The organism is Stieleria sp., from assembly GCF_041595215.1.
Lineage (GTDB): Bacteria > Planctomycetota > Planctomycetia > Pirellulales > Pirellulaceae > Stieleria > Stieleria magnilauensis.
The window spans coordinates 1-9,131 of record NZ_JBFHKV010000242.1 but is presented as its reverse complement, the minus strand read 5'-3'; the positions used below and the strand labels follow the sequence as shown (position 1 = coordinate 9,131).

The following is a 9,131-nucleotide window of genomic DNA, read 5'->3' as shown; positions in this document are numbered from 1 at the left end:
GCTCCTTTGCGATCGTGCAGCCGATCGTCGTCCCCGTCGTCGATGATGCCAGAAAGCGCACTCACGGCACCGCCTGGATCCTCGGCGGCGGCCCAAGACTGGAGTGCCGCATCCAGACGCCCGACCGTTGTCACCGCACTTTCGTCGGCACCGATTGCATCACCGATCAACAGGTCATCCCCGTAATCGCCGTAGATCTTGTCTTCGCCGTGACCGCCGATCAGCAGGTCGTTACCGCCGCGGCCCTTGATGTCGTCTTTCCCAGATCCGCCCAGTAGCGCATCGTCGGTATCGCCGCCCTGCAAGTGGTCCCGTCCATCACCACCGAAGACGATTTGACGAATCGAGATCGATGATCCCTTGTTGCCATCGATTTTTCCTTGGTAGTGATCATCGCCACCACATAAGAATGCGACGATTCGCTGAATTGACGATGCCTGGAACGTCGTTTTGACATGATTTTGACCGGCGCCCTGGTTGAATTTCACATTGAGATCGAGTTCGTCTTTCTTCTCCTTGTAGTGCAACGTGACGTGATCACGGCCGTCGGTGCCGATAATGAATAGCGTGCCATCGACCAGACCGACGCCCTGGATCACCGCAGCCGTTGTGGCGATCTTCGAGACACCACCGTCATCGTCGATCACCGTGGCGGTGATTTCGTAAATCCCGGGCCCGGGATAGTCATGCTGTGCGGCAAAGCCTCGTGTCAATTGATCAACGTCGAGCGTATCCAATTCGCTCCCATCTCCCCAGTCGATCACCGCGGTGTGAGTGTCTTCGCTGCCGACATCGGAGACATCACCATAGACCAAGACCAAGTTGTCGACGCTTTTCGTTTTAAGCGAGTTGGCGTCGCTGGTAAAGGAAGCGATTTCGGGATTCACATTGTTGACATCGACGACCGTCGAAGCTTCATCATCTGCCGCGGAATTGGCGACGGTCACCGTGATGTCGAAGGGATCGACCGGAGTTCCGGTCGGATCATCATCGAGATAGGTATGGGGAATCTCTACTTCTCTTTCACCGCCCATCAAGAGAACTTCGCTGGACGTTTCGTCGCCCCAGAGCACTGTGACGGTATGGGTTTGCTTGGGATCGGTGTCTTCGAACAGGACAGTCAGTGTGAACGGCTGATTTTCCAGGATCGGATCGGTCGGCAGCACGAGATCAGTGATTTCAGGAATCGACAAATACTGAACGGTGGTCGAGACGGGTTCGCTGACTCCTCCGTCGTCATCGGTGACGCGAAGAGCGACGTAAAAGATCTGTCCGGGACTGGCTCCCGCAGCGACTGCATCAAAGATTGGTGTCGGTCCGGCCGCATCGTCGAACTCACCATCATTGTCAAAATCCCATTCGAACGTGAACGTGTCTTCCGGACTCTGATCCGTCGCACTTCCGAGCAACTCGATCTGTGTCTCGGGAATCAAGATCTGATACGGTCCTCCGGGGTCCGCAACCGGATCGATGTTCTCAATGAAGAAGGAGAAGGTGCCTGCTTCGGGGGCGAGTCCGTCTTCGTCTTCCAGATCCACGCTGAGGGTTGTCCTGAAGTCCGGGATGCCCGGCGGGTCATCAACGTACAGGTGCTCGACGACGCCGTTCGCGCTGGCAACTTCGGCAGCGGTGTAGGTCGTAGAGGTCCCATCGCCCCAATGGACAGTGTAGAACTCAACGGTGTCAATGACCGCCGGATCAACGATTTCTCCAAACGTGAGCGTGAACAGGTTATTTTCTTCGATCGCCGGAGGACCGGACAGTTGAATCGTCGGAGGCACATTGAGCACTGGGACGCTGAGCGTCGCCAGGAATTCCTGGTCTTCGTCATCGATCGCGAAGGCATTGATCGTGATCGCGCTCCCATCTCCGTCGGGGAATTCGAGCGTGGTGGTAACGGTCGTCGACGGCTGATCAAGCTGGACGATTTCCACTTCCGCTCCGTCACTGCGTTCGATTCGCCAGCGAACGATCTGGGTGTTGATCCACTCGGTTCCCGGATCAAGCGTCACGACGAAGGGTGAAGCTTCAACCGCGTTGTTTGTTTCTCCAATGATCAGCGGAGTCGGGGGCGTATTGGCGATTTCGCCAAACAGCACATTGGTCGGATGTTCACCGTCTTCGTCAATCATCACGGCTCTGATTTCCAGCGGGGGCGGGAACTCGGACGTGTAGATGAACTCGACGGTGGTGAGGTTTTGCGGGGCGTCGGAATAGGATTGCGGCGGCATCGGACCGTCGCCGTCCCAATCGATTCGCCACTCGGTGGTGGTGTCGTCGCCCGGGTCGTCATTGGTCAGAATCAACTCAAACGGTCGGCCTTCGGCACCCAGGAAGTCCAGTCCGGTGTTCGATTGAAAATCCGCCGGAACCGAGATCATCGGGTTGGCGACGTTCGCGACGCTGACCGTCAGGGTGGTCGTAGCGGGCACGATCGTCCCGTCGCTTTCAACGACGAGAGCACTGATGGTGTACATCCCGTCGTCGGCATACGTGTGCGTGACGGTTGGACCGGCTGTTGAGCCGGAGACGCTTTCGATTGTCCCGTCACCAAAATTGACCAGCCAAGAAACCGCCGTCGTCGTGCCGCCGCCCGCTTCCAGCGTGCTGGCCGTCAACGTGTACGTTCCCGTGTCGCCTTCGTCCAGGCTCTGATCCCCGGTGATCGCCCTCACGCGGGGTGGGATCGCGTTGACCTGGACCGTTGCCGTCGGTGCTGCATAAGGTCCGCCATCTTCGTCGTAAGCGGTCGCTGTGATGTCCTTGGTTCCTGCTGTCTGATAGACATGCGTGACGGTTCCGGCCCGAATGAAGTAGATGTCATCGATGGTGCCATCACTTTCCCAGTCGATCTCCCAACGCTCGATCGTATCGTTACCGGGATCGTCAGAAGCGAGGACCAAACTGATCGTGCTGAATTGTTCAACCGTGGTGGGGCTGACGGTGATTTCGGGACTCGGTACGGTATTGTTGACCGTCAGGGTGGTCACATCAACACTTCGCAACCCATCGAATTGGACCTGTACGGAGATCGGGTAACTTCCGTCATCGTCGATTCCCAGATTCTGAAGTTCATCCCAGCCGAGCGTGATCGAACCGCCAATGGCATCGCCATAAAGTCCGTCACTATCGAGGTCCCATAAGAAACTCGAATCGGGGATGGTGCGGCCGATTGAACTGGCCGTTGCGGTCAGCGTTAACTCATCACCTTCGGCGATTTCCGGATCATCACTGGTGATGTCGGCCGTCAAGTTGTCCAGCGCCAAGAGTGATTCGATCTCGACCCAGTCAATGATCTTGTCGGTCCCAATCGTGATCTGACCTGTCGGAGTAGTGAGTTCCGAGGGCGGCTCCTCGACCGTCAGGCTTCCCGATATGTAGATCAACTGATCACCGCTGGAATGCGGTCCGCCATCGACATCGACCGGAGCAGGGGACTGGATCCCCGGCAGATTCACTTCGATCGTATCTTCGCCGTTACCGAGGTCGACGTCGGTTTCGCCCCCCGACACCGAACGCAAACTGACGAAGTCGTTGCCGTCACCGGTGTCGAGCCTCAATGAACTAGGCTGGCTGGCAATCGAGATTTCATCAGCACCACCGAAGGTTCGGATCGTCAACGGGATGTTGCCGGTCCCGGAAGACCTGACGATGTCCGTGAAGTCGCCGCCGGGCGTCGAAACGTTCGAACCGACTTCCAAGGAACCAAAGTTTCCGTCAAACCCGACGCGATAGCTGGCACCACTCGTCGCAAAGCTGGGTAGGACTTGAATTGCCGACCAGCCGCTGGGACTGGCGACATACAGCAAGTCCGCAAAGTAGTCTTGCTCGGACAAGTCAAAGGTCATTGAGGTCATGCCCTCGATTCCTTCGGCAGCATTAAAACTTCCGATGCCCTGCGTAATCCGCTGCGCAAATGCCAGCCGACCGGTCGAACGGTCCCGCGCGTAGGCGAGGATTGTTCCTTCGACGGAACCGGCAAAAACGAATCGATCGCGTCTGCTGGAGACGATATCGACGATGTCCGCAAGCGAGCCGGATCCACCCGAACCACCGGACACAGTTTGAAGCAGTGTTAGCTGTCCATCTTTGTCAACGTTGTAAACCTTCAGTATTCCGTCGCGTGTGCCGGCATACAATTGATTGCCGATGCGTTTGACGCTGGTCGCATTGGCTAGCGATTCGAATTGGACCGAGTTGCTGACATCGCTTTGCAATCGTGTGGCGATCCCGCCGTCGGTGCCACCGAGGGCGACGAACAAGAAATCGGAATCCGGATCGACGAAAAGTTCCGCCGGGTGCGAAAGGGTTGCGGTTTTCGGCTCTGTCAGGAAACCTGTGTCCGGGTCTCGGGTCCAAGATCGAATCGTGTCATATGAACTGGCCCAGAGCTTTGTGCCATCGGGGCTGAGCTGCAAGGTCCTGGCGTCGTCGAAGGGAGCGAAGGCCTCGAAGGTTGTCTGAAAGTCAATGTCGCCGGTGCCCCGGTCACGCTGGAAAAGTTGGATTCCTCCGTTGGACCCGTTGGACCCGGCGGTCGCCACGTACAGGTGCTTGTCGTCGGCCAGCACCAGGTCCTCCGCGAATTCGAGTTTCTTGTCTCGCAAAAGATCGAATTCCCAATCGTCGGGAGTCAAGATGCTCCTCGGGTTAAATTCTCCTTCGGTCTTCTTCGACCGTGTAAACTCGACTAGATAGCCTCCTTCGGGACCCTCGGCAATGCCGTAGGCGCTGCCCCGCCCGGGCCGAAACTTCGTGAACACCAGCTTCTTCAGTGAGTCGGCCTCGAAGGTCGGTGGCGCACCGTCGACGATCGTCTGGATGGCTTCCAACGAGTTTGAAAAGACCGTGATCTCGTCGTTTGCCGTGGGGGCGATGAATCTGCCACTTCGTGGATCTCGGGCTAGCGAGTCGGTGCCGATGAAGTTCCAGACGGGCAAATCTGAAGTCGCGATCGGTACCGGACTGCCTGTGGGGAAGCCAGCCGGGTTGACAAATTGTCCATCGGTGTCTCCGCCTGCGACCAGTTGATAGGTCTGTATCTGCGCATCATTGTTGATGTAGATTTCCGAGCCGTCGTCGTTGAACTCCACGTCAGTGGAGTCTAGTTGTGAACTGGTTTGCTCGCTGGCGGGTAAATTGACCCCTTGGATCCGTCTCAAGTCGCCACCGCCGCCCTCTCGCTGCGTGACGGTGACGATGTCGTTTTCGACGATATAAACTTTTCGGGGTTGGTTATTGCGAACCGGCTGGATCTCGATTTTAGCGTTTGTGCCTTCAATTGGTTTGTGAAAACTCTCGAAGGGGCCCCTGACCACCGAATCGTCTCCCGAGTCGACCGAATATCGGTAGACCACCAAGTTGATACCGTTTTGGGTAAGGACAAACAGGTCGTCGCTGCCGTCCGTATCCAAAACAGAATCGACGGGTTCTCCTGACACTGGCGCTCCTACCATCCTCCCTTTGATCAACTTACCCGTACGTTCGCTCTGGGAATTTCGTTCACGGTCGAAGCGATACACGCGTGTCGCACTACCGTTGGGGTCATCAAGTTCTTCAATGGCCAGGAAGACATAGTCGTCGGCGACTTGGATGTCTGCGATTTCGATCCGACCTTTTGGTGCCGGTTCAATGGCATCGACTGTCTCAACCAAGGTCAGCTCACCGGTCACCACGTCTCGTTCGTAAATCGCAATCTTGTTGATGCTAGATTGGCTGTCATCTGGATCGACAAAATTTCCGGTGATGAAAAGGAACCGTCCACTGGGGTCGAAGACCGCGTCCGTATTCACATTGATACTGAACGGCGTGGGCGTGGATCGCGACGGGAGCAATCGGTAACTAGAGCCGCGAACGACGTCGAAAACACTGATCCGCGAACCGTCGATAACGTACGCATGTTTGCCGGGATTGTTGGGGTTCGTCCCTTCTGAGAACAAGACATGAAACGGGCCATCGAGTTGCGGCGTGACGGGATACTCCAGGTTAATGCCCGACGATTCGGCTTCGAACACCAGAACATCGCTGCCCTGAAACACCTCGACCACGTCGTTTTCGATGCGAAACGTCTTGGTCGATTCGGCCGTGTCGATCACCTCCAGCGTGTCCTGGGTTGCCGCCGCGGTGGAGCCGAGGAATTCGACTCGGCCGACCCCGGAGATGTTTTCGATCAGCGAACCGTCGAGTCCTGCCACTAAAACGTCTCGGTTCTTGACCGAGAAGTCCAGGGCATTGGTGTTGTCTCGGTTATCAACCCACAAGCGATCGGCGGTGACACGCAGCAATCCGACCTCTCCGAATTCGTCTCGGATACCGCTGGGGGTGCTGTCGATTTCCAAGAACACCTGCTCGGCGGTGATCGTCGATCTGGCCTGAAGGCTGTCGACGATCACCGTGTCCGCGTCTCCGCCACCTCCGTTGATCCTTGTTTCTGCCGAAGGGACGACCAAACGCACTCGGTCGTCGCCATCACCCAAGGTCATCGTGATCTTCTCCAGGCTGTTACCGAACAGTGTCACGTCGGCCGCCCCGAAGCCACTGATCCGACGCGGTCGCAACAGCGCGTCGATCGGGTCGATCTGGCCGCTGCGGTTGATCACCAACTCGTCGTTGTCTGCTCCGGCGTTGAGTTCCACTTCAGCAGCATTGGAAATCAAATGGAAGGTGTCTTCTCCGGCGCCCGCTGAAATCGATGCAGGCACATTGGCACCGTTGATCGTGATTGAGTCACTTTCATTGCCTGTAGAGAAGTCGATTTCTTCGACACCAGAGTAAATGGTTGTCAGTTCATCAAACGATCCGCCGATGGACTTGGCCGAATAGCTGCCGGCGCCGAGCGTGACGTCGATACCGGTGACATTCAAGCCCGTTAATTCGACTGCTAAGTCGACCATCATTTTGTCGGTGCCACTGCCACCATCGACCAGCACATCGCCATATCCGGAGATCAATTGATCGTCGTCTTCACCGCCGAGCAGACTGTCTTCACCAGGGCCACCATCGAGCGAGTCCTCACCGGGACCGCCAATTAGGGTTTGGTTTCCGTCTCCTCCATAGATGGTGTCGTTACCGGCGCCGCCATGAAGTGTTCCACCGGTACCCGATCCCCGGATGGTGTCATCACCGTCGCCGCCTTCGACGTTGGTCGCCGTGATCGTATCGTCGGCGGCAGAACCGATGACGGTGTCGCCTTCGTTGGCATGGCTGCCACCACCGATGTATTGGAAACCGTCGCTGCTTGAATTCTCGCTCGCGTCGATCGTGTCGGCACCACTACTGGAGAAGACGAGGTTGGTTCCAGTACCGGTGAAGACCAAATCGTCACCCGAACCGGGATCGATTTCGTCGCTTCCATCACCGCCTTCGATCACATCGTTTGCGCGTCCACCGAGCAGGAGATCGCTGCCCCCTCGGCCGTCCATCTGAATCGACAATGTGCGAACGTCCGAGAGATCAAATGTATCGCCGAAGGGACCGCCTGCGATTGCGATGGTGGGATTGAGACTGCTGTCAAATGGCACCTCCGTGCGTCCGCCAAATCCTGTCACGATGATTTTGTTATCGTCCTCGACCACTTTGATTTCGGCGGGGCCATCTTCATCACTCACATCACCGGCCCGCCGATCCCGTGCGAATGGCCCGGTGTGAATTTGAATCACACGGCCTCCGCTCCTTGACGACGCCAAGACAGGCTCGGGTGTGCTGCATGTACTGCCCAGGATGTCGCTGAGGTTCCAGTCCACGTTAACTTCGGAGATGTCCTTTGCCCCGGGCACATCACTCAGGCTTCCCGCAAGGCCAAAAAACTCCAGTCTGACATCAATTTTCCCGTTGAAACTGGCCGCAGCGTCGAACAGGCAGAAGACTTTGGATAGATCACCGCCGGTCAAACTTTCGATCTCGTCGAGCCGCAGCGCGCCGTCCTCGTTTGGATCGACAATATCCAGACTGACGCTCCCATCGGCCTCGGCGACGACATTGCCACTGGCGAGTTCGACATCCACACCGACCTGCCCATCGCCGCTGATCGTAACCTCAATCTCTTTGCCGTCTTGGCTGCGGATGTAGAGACCTTTGAGCAGGTCCTCCCAAATCGGTTCGTCGTCTTTTCGAATCGCATCGACAACGCGACGCAACCCCACCGAATCGTAAACGAGGGCAAGATTGGTGCTGACTTTGGCTTCAAACTCGATGCCGGCCTCCGCGACGCCCACGTTCAATATGATGTCCTTTTTCGCAGTGATGTCGAGCGCAGGCAGGTTCAAACTGACCAAATCGGCGTCTTCGCCACTGAGAAGTTTGACGAAGTTGGTCGGAAAGATGAAATCGGGGCGGATGCCGCCCGTGGTGTTGGTCGCTTGGTTGTAGGCGTTGATGAATTGCGTGGCTTCCACGCTGGTCGCCGAATCGATGGCCGAAGCCGCGGCGCAGGGGATCAGTGTTCGACTCTCAGCCTGCTCGTTCAGCTTGGCATACTCGAAACAGCCGAGCGCGATCGCTCGATCTTCGAAGTCTTCGAGCAGGCCTTCGACCGCGGATGAAATCTCCACCAGGGATCCCAAAGCTTGTCGAAAAGCATTCAAATCATCACGATTCGCATCGCCGAGAAAGTCGAGAAGCGACTTGAAGTTATTGCCGGGAATGTCCTTCAAAATAGGAAGGTTCTCGTTCAAGAAACTGCCGCCGCCCAGGCCGCCGACAATCTCGGAGACGGGGCCCAATGCCGCGCCAAGGACGTTGGCGACCGGCTCGACAAACGTTTCCAGCAAGCTTCCGATGTCGATGGTGACATTCTCGAGTTTCAGCGTTTCGAGTTCGTTGGTGTAGCGTTTTTCACCCGCCTCGTCGCTGGGATTTGTGGGGTTTTTAAACTTTGCTGATGCGGTTGCGTCCAACACGAAGTCGAATTCAATTTGGGGCAGCAACAACCCGCCGTCGACCAAGGGGAGACTCGGGATCGAGTCGCCGGCTTCGTCAATCAACGCGTTGAGGTCGGCGGTGGTGTGCAGTTTTAATGCCACCGAGGCTTCGGCTTCGGGTTGAAATCGATCGGTGATCTTCTTCGCGTCCTGGATGTCGCCGCGGGTCACACGATCGAGAAACGCCTGGTCATTAGGATTCTGTCGTTGGTT

Annotated in this window: 1 protein-coding gene; it reads right to left on the bottom strand. The window is 56.8% G+C overall.

Annotated features, from left to right (window positions below):
* Nucleotides 1-9,131: PKD domain-containing protein (locus ABX749_RS11605; RefSeq protein WP_372896126.1), on the bottom strand; the 9,131-nt coding region annotated here is incomplete at both ends.